Here is a 13929-nt window from a genome sequence, read left to right as displayed (position 1 = left end):
CAAGATGAGACTTCCCATCTTTTAGAGTAAGATCCCTCAGAGACGATGAGGTAGATAGGTTCGAGGTGGAAGCGTGGTGACACGTGCAGCTGACGAATACTAATCGATCGAGGACTTAACTATATTTTAAAAACGGAATTAACCGTTTAACAACACAATGATATGAATACTTGTCTGTCTTATCTGGTTTTGAAGGTGCATCCTTCAAAAATAAATGTCTGGTGACAATAGCGAAGAGGTCACACCTGTTCCCATGCCGAACACAGTAGTTAAGCTCTTCAGCGCCGATGGTAGTTGGGGCCTTGCCCCTGTGAGAGTAGGACGTCGCTAGGCAATCTGAAAAACCTTTGAGTTTACTCAAAGGTTTTTTCTGTTATTCGTTCGACTGATTTAAATTGAAAGTGTACTTATATTCGGTTATTGTAATTTGTGAAAATATGATAATCGAGAAGGGAATGCATCGCTGCCAAAGCGTTCCTTGTCCTGCAGGAACAGCGCGAGCTGAAGATCCACAAAAGGGGAAGTTAGACTAAACCCGTCCCGTCCTGTGACAACGTCTAACTTACCCACGTCATGTTGCCCCGAAGCCGTGCCTGAGGAAAGCAAGCCTATTTCCGCAGTAGAACAAAGAATATCCCTCTTCTTTTATAGATGTTCAAATAAAAATGACACCATCACTTAAAGCGTAAATTTAAAAATGAAGTTAGTGAGTTTTTTTACTCACCAACATCATTTATTGTGCAACCAGAAAAAAGAGATTCACAATGCATGGAATCTCCGTTTGTTTATAAGATTGATCAGTTAACTAAGTGCTTCCCAAGCAGCATTCATTCCGGCAAGACGACCAGTTACTAATGCAGAGGTAATATTGTATCCGCCGGTATATCCATGGATGTCCAGAATTTCACCACAGAAATAGAGACGATTCATCTTTTTAGATTGCATCGTGTTTGGTACAATTTCTTTAATAGAAACGCCACCACCTGTTACAAAAGCTTTTTCAATTGGTTGTGACCCATATACATTGAAAGTAAAGTGTTTTAAGTCATGAACAAATTGTGTGCGCATTTCCCAGGAAATATTAGCGCATTTCAGTGTATCTGAAATGTCGTTTTTTTCTAACAAAAATGTTAGGTATCTTTCCGGAATCATTCCTTTTATAACATTACGAAATGTTTTTTTAGAATTAGATGTAATAGAATCATTCAATTCATTTAATAATTGCTCTTCTGTTTTATCAGGAAAACAATCGATTTGCATTGGAACAGTGGTCTCCCCTTTTTTTAACTCTTTCACAACATATTGTGAGCAACGAAGCACGGCAGGACCTGACACACCGAAATGTGTAAATAACATGTCCATTTGGTGGGTGATAATTTTCTTGCCTTTTTTATTTAAGACAGATAAGCCAATATTGCGTAAAGCTAATCCTTGTAATTGTTTGTTTTTAATAAAAGCTTCATTGGAAAGTAACGGAACTTCTGTAGGGTATAGATCTGTAATTGTGTGACCAGCCATCTTAGCCCACTTATATCCATCGCCAGTAGAGCCAGTGTAAGGTACGGCTTTACCGCCAACAGCAATAATGACAGATTTAGTGATAACTTTCTCACCATCATTTAAAATAATGGTATGATAGTCTTCTTTGTAATTTATTGCTTCTACAGTAGTGTTTTTGCGAATAGTCACATGGAGTGCTTCTAGACGGTCTAGTAAAGCATTCACTACATCCTTTGCTTTATTACTAACCGGGAACATTCTACCATGATCCTCTTCTTTTAAAGCAACACCTAAATTCTCAAAAAAGTCAATGATGTCATAATTATTAAAAACAGAAAAAGCACTATATAAAAATCGACCATTACCTGGAATATGCTTGATTAATTCATCTTGTGGAAGACGATTGGTAACATTGCATCGCCCGCCACCTGAAATAGCAAGCTTCTTACCTAATTTGTCTCCTTTTTCTATTAGTAAAGTAGAGGCGCCTTGTTCTGCGGCTGCTATAGCTGCCATTAGCCCTGAAGGTCCTCCACCGATAACGATTACTTGATAAGCCAACATGTTCATCCTTCCTATATTACAGTGATTATTTTGTTAGTAATCACATTTCATCATATATGAAAATGATTCATTTGTGAACTTTAAGTAAAAATGTAATAATAAAATGTGATATAAAAATTTGTTATATATGATAAAATAATACCATTGGAATAATTAAAGGATTAAGGTGAAAACATGTCGAAGTCTACTATTTTGCGTGGCACATTGTTATTAACAGGTGCAACGTTTTTTTCTAAATTTATAGGAATGATTTATACGATTCCGTTTGAGAGCTTAGTAGGAGCTACAGGTGGAAAGTTGTACGGACTAGCTTATGGTCCTTATAGTATATTTATTAGTTTATCTACTGTAGGTATCCCTTTAGCTGTGTCGAAGTTTGTTGCAAAATATAATTCATTAGGTGATTATCAAACAAGTAGAAAAATGTATAAAGTTGCCCTTCGTTTTATGCTTATTACTGGTTTAATTGCCTTTCTGACCATGTTTCTTGGTTCAGATCTATTAGCTAAATTATACATACCAACAAATGCTCAAGGGATAACAGAAGCTGATGTCTCGATGGTTTTTAAAATGATTAGCTTTGCATTATTAGTTATTCCCGCTATGAGTATCACTAGAGGATTTTTTCAGGGACACGAATCGATGGGTCCAACTGCAATTTCGCAAGTTGTAGAGCAAATTGTTCGGATTACATTTTTACTTGGTTCGGTGTTTATCATCATTCGTTTTATTGATGAAACATATATTACCTTGGCTGTCGGTTTTGCTACATTTTCAGCATTCGTTGGAGCAATTGCCTCTGCAATCGTATTGCTTCGCTATTGGCGAAAAAGAAAAGTGCATTTAGACCGAGTGATGCATCAACAAGTTAAAACCTATGATTTGAAAACAAGTACATTGTTTAAAGAGTTATTTCGCTATGCAGGCCCTTTTGTTATGGTCGGTTTAGCAATCCCTTTGTATCAACAAATTGATTCAATTACATTTGAACGAACATTGCTATCTATTGGTTATGAAAGCAGCGAGTTTATCGATAATGCTTTATCAAATATTATTTTGTATGGACATAAATTGGTGATGATTCCGATCACTTTAGCTACAGGATTATCTTTAGCCACTTTACCAACGTTAACAAAAACATTTGTAGACAAAAATAAAACACAATTGTTTGCTCAAATTAATCAGTCACTCCAAATCATTATGTTATTAATCGTGCCAGCAGTTGTTGGTATGTCTATTTTATCGTATGAAGTTTGGGGCGCTTTTTATGGTGTAGGGGAGTTTATTGATTTGAATGGTTCGTTATTACGCTGGTATGCTCCTGTTGCACTTTTTTTTGGTTTGTTCACAGTAACATCTTCTATTTTACAAGCAATCAATCAACAGAGGTACGCTGTAACTAGCTTAATTGCGGGACTTCTTTTAAAAGGACTATTAAACATTCCACTGATGCATTTGATTGGACCACAAGGCGCTGTCATTGCTACACTGATTGCATCTTTTGTTACTGTTATGTTAAATATTATGAGAATAAAAAAATCGATTGGTTTTTCTTTACGACAATTAGTAAAAAGATCAATGCTGATTGGAATATTTACTATCTTAATGGGATTAACCGTTGCTTTATCAAAATGGATACTTGGTTTCTGGATTACTTATACAGATGGTAGACTAGCAAGCATTTTAATTGTGGTTGTATCAGTCACGATTGGAGCAGGGTTATATCTAGGATTAAGTTATGTATCCACATTGTTGGAACATGTGTTAGGTGGCAGAGTTCGAGTAATAGATAAAATTTTTAAAAGAAAATAGTTTTTGAAAAAGGGTGCACAACAAATGCGTATTGATAAATTATTAGCAAATGAAGGATATGGAAGTAGAAAAGAAGTCAAGCAGCTCCTTAAACAAGGGGCTGTTCGACAGAATGATCATGTAATTAAAAATGGAAAAACGCATGTAGATCCGGTTAATGAGAACATTACTGTGTTTGGCGAACAGGTTACGTACAAGCCATTTGTATACTTCATGTTACATAAACCAGCGGGTGTAATTACTGCTACTGAAGATTCTCGAGATGAGACGGTGCTTGATTTGCTTGATCCATTAGATCAATTACGTGAGCCGTTTCCGGTGGGACGATTAGACAAAGATACAGAAGGGTTGTTACTTATTACGAATGATGGAAAATTAGCTCATCAATTGTTATCTCCAAAAAAGAACATAGGGAAAACATACTATGCAAGAATCGATGGAAAAGTAACAAAAGCTGATGTTGATGCTTTTCAACAAGGTGTTCAATTAGATGATGGTTATGTAACTAAACCGGCAGAGTTAGAAGTCATTAATAGTGATGAAGAGTCAGAAATTTATGTTACGATCACAGAAGGGAAATATCATCAGGTGAAGAGAATGTTTGCTGCTGTCGATAAATATGTACGTTACTTGAAGCGTGTATCGATGGGGGATTGGCATTTGGATGATCAACTTGAAAAAGGGGAATACCGTGAATTAGATGAGCAAGAAGTATACTATCTTAAACATCTTGAAGCAAAAAAATAAGCTGACAGATCTGATACTAGTCAGCAATTGTATATAAAACAATTTAAGAAATCTTAACTTTTTTACTGGTAACTTTCCATCTTCCCCGACTTGGACTCTTAACTAGACCGTTGTACTCTAATACATTTAAATCTCTTTGGACTGTTCGATCGGTAATGCCAAATTCTTCAGCAATTTCCAATGTCGATACAGGTCCATTCTTTTTAATAAATAAGTACATAGCCTTGACACGAGTAAGCATACGGGTCGTTGATTGATTCAAAAAACCACTCCTTAATGATGTCATATAACTTGTGGTGATGCTGAATCTTGAAGTTATCTATATTTTACACCTTTTTAACAAATAAGACCAGTCATAAAATGGATGTACACATTTTTTTAATATTTTACAAAGGAGGTAAGTGAGCATGTATATTATTCGCAAATTAATAAAAAAGATGATTGAAATTCAGAATAGTGTCCTATTTATAACCAGTATTTCATTAGTATTAATTAGCTCTTATCTTATTTCTATAGTTGAGAATGATACTTTCCCTACTGCATTTGATGGGTTTTGGTGGGTAATGACCACGGTAACAACCGTTGGATATGGTGATTACTCTCCTGTTACATTAGGTGGAAGATTAATAGCAATATTTTTATACATTTTTGGTATTGGCTTGATTGGAGTTGTCATTGGAAAGGTTGTTGATGGTTTAGCGATATTTCGACGTAAAAAAGAAACGGGGGATATTATGTATAAAGAACAAGAACACTACATCATTATTGGTTGGTCTAAAAAAGCTTCATTTGCTATTAAGGAAATGTTAGATACAACAAAAGACATAGAAATTGTTGTTATAGATGATCTTGAAAAAGCCCCGATCTTGTCTAAAAACATTCATTATATCCGTGGAAATGCCTCTGAAACTGCAACGTTAGAGAAGGCAAATATACGGAAAGCTCAATCTGTATTAGTTTTTGCCGATGATATGATTGAGGACGATCAATTAACAGATGGAAAAACGTTGTTAATCGCATCAGCTATAGAATCAATTGCTCCAGAGGTACATACAATTGTTGAGGTAATGGATGAGGAACATTTGAAAAATTTTGCGTACATGAATGTAGATGAATTTATTATCTCAACTGAAACAGTGTCTTCTTTATTTGTACGATCCGCATTTCGTAAAGGGATTTCAAGTGTCTATAATCAACTTTTAAGAAGAACACATGGAGAAGATCTGTTTTATATTCCTTCATCAGATAAATGGAAAACCTATCGGCATGCATTTGAGGAATTATTAAATTTTGGAGCTACATTGGTAGCTGATGGAGATGACTTAAGTATTAATCGTAAGTTAGATCATCCATTGCCTGAACATGCACAGTTATATGTCATTTGTGATAAGAATACAATAGAGAAAATTAAGGATAGGCTACACAATGAATAGGAGCTATGTAATATGACAGCGAACGCACACTATTTTTTGGCTATTCCTATTCCAAATCAATTAAAATCATGGGTGAAAGAACAACAACAACATTTTTTGCAATCTAGTAAATTAACTTATAAGCATGAGGTTGATAAGGAAGATTTTCATATTACTTTAAAATTTTTTGGACCAATGTCTTTAGCAAAGAAAAAGCTGTTAGTTGACGATTTGAAGCAACTTAAAAATAGTGAGCCTTTTGATCTTGAAATTGGTTCAATCGGCTATTTTGGCTCACTGAATCGTCCTAGAGTTTGCTGGTTAGGTGTTGGTCAAGATGATCAGTTATCTCACTTATATAAACGAATAGAATCCATTGCAGAAATACACGGTTATCAAACGGAAAAAAGAGCCTATTATCCGCATGTCACATTAGCAAAAAAAAGGATAGCTGGCCATCTAGAAGAACAGGATTGGAAACAAAAGATAATTCACATAAATGAAAAAAAGCGATTTAAAGTTGATTCATTCAAATTATACCGAGTAGCGCCTAAACAAAAACCGATGTATCAATCAATAGAAACTTTCAAGCTTGTATAATACAATGAATGATGAAGTTAACTATTTCCTTTATATAAAATTAAAGGCGGTGTGCACATGGCACAATTAATAAAACTAGAAAATTATATTTCACGTTATGAGAAAGATCCATTTCATTATCCAGGTCAATTCACTCGTTTAAAACAAGAGAATTGGAAAAAGTTACTTCAAACATGGGAGTATCAAAAAGAGACAGTATTCAATAATAATGTAATTATAGAAGAAGAGGAGCAATCCTCTATTCCGAAATGGAGAAGATTTTTCACTAAAGAAGAAGAATTAGATTCTAAAGAAGATAATTTTTCATTACCTAAAACAAAAGAAGATTTAAAACAGTATTTCTTAGATACATTACTGCCATTTCAATTAAAATGGGCATCTACCACAATGAATGAAATGTCGTTTTTAGATCGTGATTATAATGAAAATTTAACTTTACGTTATTTTCTACAACGGTTTCCTGATACTTTCTTAATATTGTATCATCCGGTTTTTCAATTTAAAAATGCAACAATTGACGGTGAAATTATTTTAATTACACCAATCGGAATTGATATTATTACAATAATAGAACGTCCATCATCACATAAAATTATTGTTGGTGATGATCGAACATGGTATACAGAAGAGCAAAATGTTCAAACAAAATTTTTAAGCCCAATTCTTGCGTTGAAGCGAACAGAAACCGTTATTAAGAGTATTCTCACGACAGCAAATCTATCGATTCCGTTTCGTAAGATCGTCTTGTCTAGAACCAATGTGATTGAGTATAAAAGTGAGCCATATTTAACAAAATTTATCGGCATGGAACAACATCAAGCTTGGTTGAAAGATCAAAGAGAGTTAATTTCTCCTTTGAAATATAATCAGTTAAAAATTGCAGAAGCGATATTACAGCATTGTGACACTGTTTCTGTAAGACGACCAGAATGGGAACAACAAGAGATGGATGATTTTTCTTCGTAATAAATATATTTTGTTCTTGATCTTTTGCACTACTATGAGTTAATCTAAAATTAGCGTCTTTTTTGAACGTGATGAAAAGTAAGAAGAGAATGGAAGGTGAAAGACGTGTACGATATTCTTGGGGAAGAATGGACAATTGCTTCAGCTGGTGGTTCTACGGGTGAGGCATATTATGCACAAAATCAAAATAAGCGTCTTTTTCTTAAACGTAATTCTTCACCTTTTTTAGCAGTTTTATCTGCACAAGGTATTGTTCCTAAACTTGTCTGGACGAAACGCTTAGAAAATGGGGATGTAATTACAGCACAAGAATGGCTTGAAGGAAAAGAATTAAATCCAGAAGAAATGCAACACCCTACGGTAGCGAATCTATTAAGCGCCATCCATCACTCAACGGAATTATTAGATATGTTAACTAGAATGGGAAAAAAACCAATTGACCCTTTCCTTATGTACAACAACATAACAAAAGAAATAGCACAGGTATCACAAAATGTAGTGCCTCTAATTGTACATCAATCTCTATCATTTCTAACGGATCATTTATCCGATCTTCATGATGTAAAAAAGATGGTTTGTCATTGTGATTTAAATCATAATAATTGGTTAGTGTCTGATATTGGCCAATTATATCTAATTGATTGGGATAATGCCCAAATCGGTGACCCAGCTTTAGACTTAGGTATGCTCTTACATTGGTATATACCTGAATCAGATTGGGATGACTGGTTAGATAATTATGGTATAGTGAATGAAAATAACCTATTTATTCGTATGCACTGGTATATGATGATAGAGGTACTAACAGCATATGTGAATAATCACAAAGCGAATAAACAATTAGAAGCCGCTAAGCATTTAAACGAGCTTGAGCGACTCCTAAATCGAGCGGTTAGTTATAAGAAGTAGGAATGTGTTGTAACCAAGCATTTATATTTTCTTGGTTCGTTGAGATGTGTTGCTCTAAATTTTGAGCAATCTCTCCTTGACGACCATAATTATATATCTCTGGTAACACTTGCATCAAATATGCATCATCGACAGCATCATTTGCCATTAATGATTGAACTAAACGCTTGATTTGTTGATATTCAGAAATACTACCACAACAATCTTCCGCCTGTTCACTTAATAAATCTGATAGAAGATTTAATTGATTATAAGCATTCAAAGTCATTGGTCATCACCGCCTTGGCTATATTTTTTGTTTCTTGAAATAAAATATACATGTTAAATTTCACTAAGAATAACCGACGTAAAAGGAGACACATTATGCGTGCTAGAAATAAACCGTGGGCAGATCAATTTTTAAAAGAAAATGATCAATTGGTTCAGTTAGACCCCACAAGTCATAAAGGCAATTGGAAACAGTTATTCGAAAGTAACTCACCAATACATCTAGAAATAGGTACTGGAAAAGGTCAATTTATTAGAGGGATGGCAAAGCAGTTTCCGAATGCTAATTTTATTGGTATGGAACTAGCAAAAAGTATATTAGTTAGTGCTGTTCAAAAATGTGTAGAAGAAGAACAGACGAATGTTTGTTTTATTAATGAGAACGCAGAAAAGTTGGACGAGATTTTTGAGGAAAATGAAATAGACATGATTTATTTAAACTTTTCCGATCCATGGCCAAAGAATAAGCATGCTAAGCGACGTTTAACTTATCAGAGCTTTCTTGAATTATATAAACGAATTCTTAAGCCTGATGGAGAAATAATTTTTAAAACAGATAATAGAAAGCTGTTCGAGTATTCTTTAGTTAGCTTTTCACAGTTTGGTATGAGGTTAGAAGAAGTGGTGTTAGATTTACATGAACTAGAAGATCCAACAAATATTCAAACAGAGTATGAAGAGAAATTCTCTGCAAAAGGACAGCCGATTTATCGTTGTAGAGCAGTGTTTGTTTAAATAAGAAAGACAGTGCTAATATAACTATATCCGCGTTTAGATGGATATGTTCATATATTGCACTGTCTTTTATTATTATGTAGTTTGAGTCACGTCAATAATAGAGCCTGTATTTGCATCTACATAAAATTCATATTGAATATTCTCTTGATCGATTGTACGAGTTATTCCTCCACGATAGATGGAGTAAGATAAGTTGTTTTTAGTTACTTCTTCTGGTTTCATATAAATCCATGATCCGCTAACTGGTCCGTGTTGTTTGAATGCTTCTTTTGCAATTTTTAAAGCATTTTCTGGCTTGATGAGTTGCTGAGCTAATTGATCCCTAATTGCGTATCCAAGAAGAACACCTGCACCAGCAGCACATAAAAGTTTTTTCCAATTCATTTTTTCACCTCGTATGTGTTTTATGTTGATGAATACAATTTCTAAAGAGAGTATAACATACATTTATAGTTTGTACCGAATGTTTGTTATCTAAACCATTGTGTCGTTGTTTAAATTTTAAAGATAGAAAAAGTGGAATCAAGGATAATTGTTCGTTACAATAATATTAGTGTATATAAACTGGAGGGCTTACATATGGAGAGAGAAACACTTCAATTATTTAAAACATTAACAGAATTACAAGGTGCATCAGGAAATGAGCATTTAGTGAGAGATTTTATGAAGCAAGAAATTGCAAAGTATTCTGATGAGATGATTCAGGATAACCTAGGTGGTGTGTTTGGTGTAAAACATGGAAGCGGACCCAAAGTAATGGTTGCCGGTCATATGGATGAAGTTGGTTTCATGGTAACACAGATCACAAAAAACGGTATGATTCGCTTTCAAACATTAGGTGGTTGGTGGTCTCAAGTACTATTAGCTCAACGTGTGCAAATAATGACCGATAATGGACCAGTAATCGGAGTGATTGGATCGATCCCTCCTCACAACTTAACAGAGGAACAGCGTAAAAGGCCAATGGAATTAAAAAATATGCTAATTGATATCGGAGCTGATGATGAAGAAGATGCTAAACAGATTGGTATAAAACCAGGTCAACAAATTGTACCTGTTACTCCTTTTACTCCAATGGCTAACGAGAAGAAAATTTTAGCTAAAGCTTGGGATAATCGTTATGGATGTGGATTGGCGATTGAGTTATTAAAAGAACTACAGGGTGAAACGGTACCGAATCAACTATTCTCCGGTGCAACCGTTCAAGAAGAGGTTGGCCTTCGTGGAGCACAAGTTGCAGCAAATATGATTCAACCAGATATTTTTTATGCATTAGACGCCTCACCTGCAAATGATATGTCAGGAGAAGATAAGGCATTTGGGCATCTAGGAAAAGGTGCACTGTTACGTATCTTTGATCGTTCGATGATTACACATCGTGGTATGCGTGATTTTGTACTTGATACAGCCGAATCTAATCATATTCCTTACCAATACTTTATTTCACAAGGTGGAACTGATGCAGGCCGTGTACACGTATCTAATCAAGGAGTACCTTCTGCAGTTGTTGGGATTGCATCTCGCTATATTCACACACATGGTTCAATCATTCATGTAGATGATTATGCAGCAGCAAAAGCTTTGATTGTTGAATTAGTGAAGAAAACCGATGCAAATACGGTTAAACAAATCAATGAGAATGCATAATAATCAAAATATTAACCAATAAAAAATAGAAAAGTCTAGAAAGAGGTTAATGAAATGAAAGTTATTATTGGCTCACATAATCCAACCAAAATTGAAGCTGTGCAGGAAGTATTTCAACAAGCTGATGTTATTGCAATGGATGTTGCCTCCGATGTTTCTGCCCAGCCTTTCTCTGATGAAGAGACACTATTAGGTGCAAAAAACCGTGCAAAGCATGCAGTAGCTTATCAAGGTGCTACTTTAGGTATTGGATTGGAGGGTGGAGTGACAGCATTAGACAATCAATTATTCCTTTGTAATTGGGGGACATTAGTTGATCAGAAAGGTGAACTATATGTTGCTAGTGGTGCACGTATACCTTTGCCTGAAGAAGTTTCAATAAGTTTGAAAAAGGGTTATGAACTAGGAGAAGTCATGGAGTATTATGCGCAAAAAAAAGATGTAAGCAAAAAAGAAGGCGCAATTGGTGTTTTTACTAATGATTACATTTCAAGAAAAGATATGTTTATACACATAACCTTATTACTCAAGGGGCAATATATGTTTAATAATAAATGATTTTTCTTTTAATGAGGAAAAATGACTATTTTGTGACATATTAAAACTCTTCTTGTCAAATCTTGAATTCATAGTATTATAGAAGTGGCTTTAATTTTGAGTCGGGAGGAAGAAAGATGACAAAAGTAATAAGAGTACTAAACATAATGTTTGTCATAGCACTATTTCTTTTAGTGGGATGTGCTCCTTCAGAAGAAGAGGCACTGACATCAGTAGAAAGTATTGCAAAAACTGAATTTGAGAAAAAACCTCAAGAAGCCAACCAAAAACATGAAAACTTTAATTTATATGTCCCAAATGATTATAAAGTGACTGAGGTTTCGAAAAGTAATCTTATCCTTGAGAATGGCGATCAAACATTTATTTTGTTCTATAACTCGTTAGAAGAAACAACGAGTAAGTTAAATTTTCAGGCAGCTGAAGCAAATGGAAATTATCAATTACTACAATCTTTTGAGGATAACGAACGCTTTGGTTATGTAAAAGTCTCTAAACTTGAGAAAAATTATGAATTGCAAATCGGTATTGGTGGTGTAAAAATAACTACCCAAACCAATCTGCGAAACATCGAAGAAGATACAGAAAAAATGATGAAAATGGCAAATTCACTTGCATATTCATCAGAAAAAGAATAAATGAAAAGAGTCTGAAGTTCAATGCTTCAGGCTTTTTTATATTTTTAATCATAGTAAGATATAAAGAATTTATCTTTTTCATAAAATACAAAATTTTCTTGAGTTTGTTTTTATGTTTGTGTAAGATATAACAAAGAAAAGGGGGAGAATATAGATATGATAGACTTTTTAAAGAAAAAAGGTGTGTACTTATCTGTACATGCATATTTTATCACTGCATTAAGCTACATGGCTTTAGGGTTATTTTCTTCACTTATTATCGGACTTATAATTAATACGTTAGGATCCCAGTTAGAAACGGTTTTAGGTACAACAACAGTAACTACTTCTTTAATGGAAATTGGATCATTTGCAATGGACAACAAGATTGTTGGTGGTGCAATTGGTGTAGCAATTGCTTATGGGTTAAAGGCAGCTCCTTTAGTAATGTTCTCTGCGTTATTTAGTGGAGCATTTGGATATGAACTAGCCGGTCCTGTGGGAAGCTATATTAGTGCATTATTTGCCACTGAAATTGGTAAGATCATTTATAAAGAAACAAAAGTGGATATTTTGTTAACTCCACTATTAACCATTACGATTGGGTACATCGTTGGTAAATTTATTGGACCACCAATTGATTCTTTTATGACTGGACTTGGTAGTGTAATAAATTGGTCAACTGCTCAACAACCATTTATAATGGGTATTATTGTAGCGGTATTAATGGGGTGGGCCTTAACTGCTCCGATTTCTAGTGTTGCTATCTCTTTAATGTTATCTTTAGATGGTTTGGCTGCTGGTGCAGCGGTAGTAGGTTGTGCTGCACAAATGGTAGGTTTCGCTGTTACAAGCTATCGTGATAATGGAGTTGGCGGTTTATTAGCGCAAGGAATTGGAACATCGATGTTACAAGTTGCGAACATATTGAGAAGACCATTAATTATTATACCTCCAACAATTGCTGGTGCTATAATGGCACCTTTTGCTTCTGTCTGGTTTGAAATGACAAATAATGCTTCAGGTGCTGGAATGGGTACAGCTGGTTTTGTTGGACAAATCATGGCATTTAATACAATGGGATTCAGTTTGGATGTATTCTGGATGGTTCTAGGTGTTCATATTATTGGTCCCGCTCTAATTAGTCTCTTGATTTCGGAATACATGCGTAAAAAAGGCTGGATTCGCCCCGGAGATATGCGAATTAACTATGAGTAATAACTAGGAGGAAATTTTTCATGCAAACATTACAAACAGAACAAGAACTATCAACAATTTTAGCAGAAGGAAAGACAGTATTATTATTCTCAGCAGATTGGTGTCCAGATTGCCGTTTAATCGAACCTTTCATGCCAGAAATTGAAGAAGAATTCTCTGAGTTTAAGTTTATATACGTAGATCGCGACCAATTCATTGATATATGTATTTCTTATGATATATTTGGTATTCCAAGCTTTTTAGCATTCGAAAATGGAGAAGAAATTGGACGTTTTGTTAGTAAAAATAAGAAAACAAAAACAGAAATTCAACAATTTTTAAATGAGCTACAATAATAGTCCTGTTTCCTTTCAACCACAGGCAAATCATGCTAGAAT

General features: G+C 34.6%; 16 protein-coding genes and 2 rRNA genes. 14 read left to right on the top strand and 4 right to left on the bottom strand.

Features of this window, described 5'->3' with window-relative positions:
• Together HP569_RS10535 and rrf are read left to right on the top strand one after the other, a co-directional pair.
• Positions 1-123: ribosomal RNA gene (locus tag HP569_RS10535) — 23S ribosomal RNA — on the top strand; the annotation flags it as partial.
• Positions 124-217: 94 nt separating this feature from the next.
• A 5S ribosomal RNA gene (gene rrf / locus HP569_RS10530) occupies positions 218-333 on the top strand.
• 468 nt (positions 334-801) lie between these two features.
• On the opposite strand, the gene HP569_RS10525 is transcribed toward rrf, so the two are convergent.
• Positions 802-2061 carry a BaiN/RdsA family NAD(P)/FAD-dependent oxidoreductase gene (locus HP569_RS10525; RefSeq protein ID WP_182201140.1) on the bottom strand — a complete coding sequence of 420 codons (1260 nt, stop codon included), beginning with the start codon at positions 2059-2061 and terminating at the stop codon, positions 802-804.
• Between the two features lie 177 nt (positions 2062-2238).
• Here HP569_RS10525 and HP569_RS10520 point away from each other — a divergent pair, with 177 nt between their 5' ends.
• Entirely contained in the window at positions 2239-3876 is a 1638-nt protein-coding gene (locus HP569_RS10520; RefSeq protein WP_182201133.1) for a putative polysaccharide biosynthesis protein, read from the top strand.
• Positions 3877-3900: 24 nt separating this feature from the next.
• Positions 3901-4623, top strand: a complete 723-nt coding sequence (locus tag HP569_RS10515; protein WP_182201132.1) for a pseudouridine synthase — start codon at positions 3901-3903, stop codon at positions 4621-4623.
• Positions 4624-4666: 43 nt separating this feature from the next.
• Here HP569_RS10515 and HP569_RS10510 read toward each other — a convergent pair whose 3' ends face one another.
• Complete coding sequence (locus HP569_RS10510) at positions 4667-4885, bottom strand: DeoR family transcriptional regulator (RefSeq protein ID WP_182201131.1); 219 nt, start codon at positions 4883-4885, stop codon at positions 4667-4669.
• 145 nt (positions 4886-5030) lie between these two features.
• Between HP569_RS10510 and HP569_RS10505 the strand changes: the two genes are divergently transcribed.
• The 4 genes from HP569_RS10505 (at position 5031) to HP569_RS10490 (ending at position 8510) form a co-directional block, all read left to right on the top strand.
• A complete protein-coding gene (locus HP569_RS10505; RefSeq protein ID WP_182201130.1) occupies positions 5031-6056 on the top strand; it encodes a potassium channel family protein in 1026 nt (341 codons plus the stop codon).
• 12 nt (positions 6057-6068) lie between these two features.
• Positions 6069-6635 (top strand): RNA 2',3'-cyclic phosphodiesterase, encoded by a 567-nt coding sequence (gene thpR / locus HP569_RS10500; RefSeq protein WP_182201129.1) that lies wholly within the window; start codon positions 6069-6071, stop codon positions 6633-6635.
• Positions 6636-6692: 57 nt separating this feature from the next.
• Positions 6693-7601 carry an NERD domain-containing protein gene (locus HP569_RS10495; RefSeq protein ID WP_182201128.1) on the top strand — a complete coding sequence of 303 codons (909 nt, stop codon included), beginning with the start codon at positions 6693-6695 and terminating at the stop codon, positions 7599-7601.
• A gap of 105 nt (positions 7602-7706) precedes the next feature.
• Positions 7707-8510 carry a phosphotransferase gene (locus tag HP569_RS10490; protein ID WP_182201139.1) on the top strand — a complete coding sequence of 268 codons (804 nt, stop codon included), beginning with the start codon at positions 7707-7709 and terminating at the stop codon, positions 8508-8510.
• Here HP569_RS10490 and HP569_RS10485 read toward each other — a convergent pair.
• The gene (locus HP569_RS10485; RefSeq protein ID WP_182201127.1) at positions 8494-8778 is read right to left on the bottom strand and encodes a YtzH-like family protein; all 285 of its coding nucleotides are present in this window, start codon (positions 8776-8778) and stop codon (positions 8494-8496) included. The two genes, HP569_RS10490 and HP569_RS10485, sit on opposite strands and share 17 nt — an antisense overlap.
• Positions 8779-8873: 95 nt before the next feature.
• Here HP569_RS10485 and trmB point away from each other — a divergent pair, with 95 nt between their 5' ends.
• The gene (gene trmB / locus HP569_RS10480) at positions 8874-9512 is read left to right on the top strand and encodes a tRNA (guanosine(46)-N7)-methyltransferase TrmB (protein ID WP_182201126.1); all 639 of its coding nucleotides are present in this window, start codon (positions 8874-8876) and stop codon (positions 9510-9512) included.
• 75 nt (positions 9513-9587) lie between these two features.
• On the opposite strand, the gene HP569_RS10475 is transcribed toward trmB, so the two are convergent.
• Positions 9588-9899: a PepSY domain-containing protein gene (locus tag HP569_RS10475; RefSeq protein WP_182201125.1), complete on the bottom strand. Its 312-nt coding sequence runs from the start codon at positions 9897-9899 to the stop codon at positions 9588-9590.
• Positions 9900-10094: 195 nt separating this feature from the next.
• On the opposite strand from HP569_RS10475, the gene HP569_RS10470 reads away from it, so the two are divergent.
• The 5 genes from HP569_RS10470 to HP569_RS10450 all read left to right on the top strand — a co-directional run bounded on the left by HP569_RS10470 (position 10095) and on the right by HP569_RS10450 (position 13887).
• Entirely contained in the window at positions 10095-11162 is a 1068-nt protein-coding gene (locus HP569_RS10470) for a M42 family metallopeptidase (RefSeq protein ID WP_182201124.1), read from the top strand.
• 54 nt (positions 11163-11216) lie between these two features.
• Complete coding sequence (locus tag HP569_RS10465; protein ID WP_182201123.1) at positions 11217-11720, top strand: DUF84 family protein; 504 nt, start codon at positions 11217-11219, stop codon at positions 11718-11720.
• Positions 11721-11836: 116 nt separating this feature from the next.
• A complete protein-coding gene (locus tag HP569_RS10460) occupies positions 11837-12355 on the top strand; it encodes a hypothetical protein (RefSeq protein ID WP_182201122.1) in 519 nt (172 codons plus the stop codon).
• A gap of 156 nt (positions 12356-12511) precedes the next feature.
• Complete coding sequence (locus tag HP569_RS10455) at positions 12512-13552, top strand: PTS sugar transporter subunit IIC (RefSeq protein ID WP_182201121.1); 1041 nt, start codon at positions 12512-12514, stop codon at positions 13550-13552.
• Between the two features lie 20 nt (positions 13553-13572).
• Positions 13573-13887, top strand: a complete 315-nt coding sequence (locus HP569_RS10450; protein WP_182201120.1) for a thioredoxin family protein — start codon at positions 13573-13575, stop codon at positions 13885-13887.
• The last annotated feature ends 42 nt before the right edge of the window (positions 13888-13929 follow it).

This window comes from Paraliobacillus salinarum (genome assembly GCF_014083865.1).
Classification (GTDB): domain Bacteria; phylum Bacillota; class Bacilli; order Bacillales; family Amphibacillaceae; genus Paraliobacillus; species Paraliobacillus salinarum.
This window is presented reverse-complemented; position numbering and strand designations above follow the sequence as displayed.

Coding starts and splice junctions, on each gene's coding strand:
- HP569_RS10520 (WP_182201133.1), top strand. CDS start 2,239: ATGTCGAAGTCTACTATTTTGCGTGGCACATTGTTATTAACAGGTGCA.
- HP569_RS10515 (WP_182201132.1), top strand. CDS start 3,901: ATGCGTATTGATAAATTATTAGCAAATGAAGGATATGGAAGTAGAAAA.
- HP569_RS10505 (WP_182201130.1), top strand. CDS start 5,031: ATGTATATTATTCGCAAATTAATAAAAAAGATGATTGAAATTCAGAAT.
- thpR (WP_182201129.1), top strand. CDS start 6,069: ATGACAGCGAACGCACACTATTTTTTGGCTATTCCTATTCCAAATCAA.
- HP569_RS10495 (WP_182201128.1), top strand. CDS start 6,693: ATGGCACAATTAATAAAACTAGAAAATTATATTTCACGTTATGAGAAA.
- HP569_RS10485 (WP_182201127.1), bottom strand. CDS start 8,778: ATGACTTTGAATGCTTATAATCAATTAAATCTTCTATCAGATTTATTA.
- trmB (WP_182201126.1), top strand. CDS start 8,874: ATGCGTGCTAGAAATAAACCGTGGGCAGATCAATTTTTAAAAGAAAAT.
- HP569_RS10475 (WP_182201125.1), bottom strand. CDS start 9,899: ATGAATTGGAAAAAACTTTTATGTGCTGCTGGTGCAGGTGTTCTTCTT.
- HP569_RS10470 (WP_182201124.1), top strand. CDS start 10,095: ATGGAGAGAGAAACACTTCAATTATTTAAAACATTAACAGAATTACAA.
- HP569_RS10465 (WP_182201123.1), top strand. CDS start 11,217: ATGAAAGTTATTATTGGCTCACATAATCCAACCAAAATTGAAGCTGTG.
- HP569_RS10460 (WP_182201122.1), top strand. CDS start 11,837: ATGACAAAAGTAATAAGAGTACTAAACATAATGTTTGTCATAGCACTA.
- HP569_RS10455 (WP_182201121.1), top strand. CDS start 12,512: ATGATAGACTTTTTAAAGAAAAAAGGTGTGTACTTATCTGTACATGCA.
- HP569_RS10450 (WP_182201120.1), top strand. CDS start 13,573: ATGCAAACATTACAAACAGAACAAGAACTATCAACAATTTTAGCAGAA.